This window comes from Bradyrhizobium sp. MI1.4, from assembly GCF_055811315.1.
Window position 1 is genome coordinate 1 of sequence record NZ_JBVVPP010000158.1, and the last position, 378, is coordinate 378.

1 protein-coding gene is annotated in these 378 nt (G+C 58.7%); it reads right to left on the minus strand.

Annotation, left to right across the window (positions count from 1 at the left end):
• Positions 1-178: 178 nt before the first annotated feature.
• Positions 179-378 (minus strand): hypothetical protein (locus tag AC0L23_RS40085; RefSeq protein WP_473358436.1); only part of this gene is annotated, 200 nt, incomplete at its 5' end.

Here is a 378-nt window from a genome sequence, read left to right on the forward strand (position 1 = left end):
AAGGGAGAATGGGTCCGCCGCTTCGGAGCTTCGCTGCCGATGCGTATGACTGCATCATGGTTCGGGTCCTTGGACCCGCCGGATACAAGGTTGTGGCGCGACTGATCCGCGCCCGAAAGCGGGCTCTCCTCTGATCGTCATCCCGATCGCACCAAGCGTGCCGTCGTGCTCGAAGCTGTCAAGGTATGGCCTGAAGCTTGGAGTATGCCGCAAGGTTGGGGCGGCGGCCAACCTTGACAGCTCCTGCGCGCGACGACGTCAGCAAACCGCGGGTCGGGACGAAGAAACGGGCTTTGAGATCGAACAAAGAAACTGACGAAGGACAAAAGGTTTGCAGCCCTGGGGAACTCCTTGACAAAAAAAGCTCCATACAAGGAA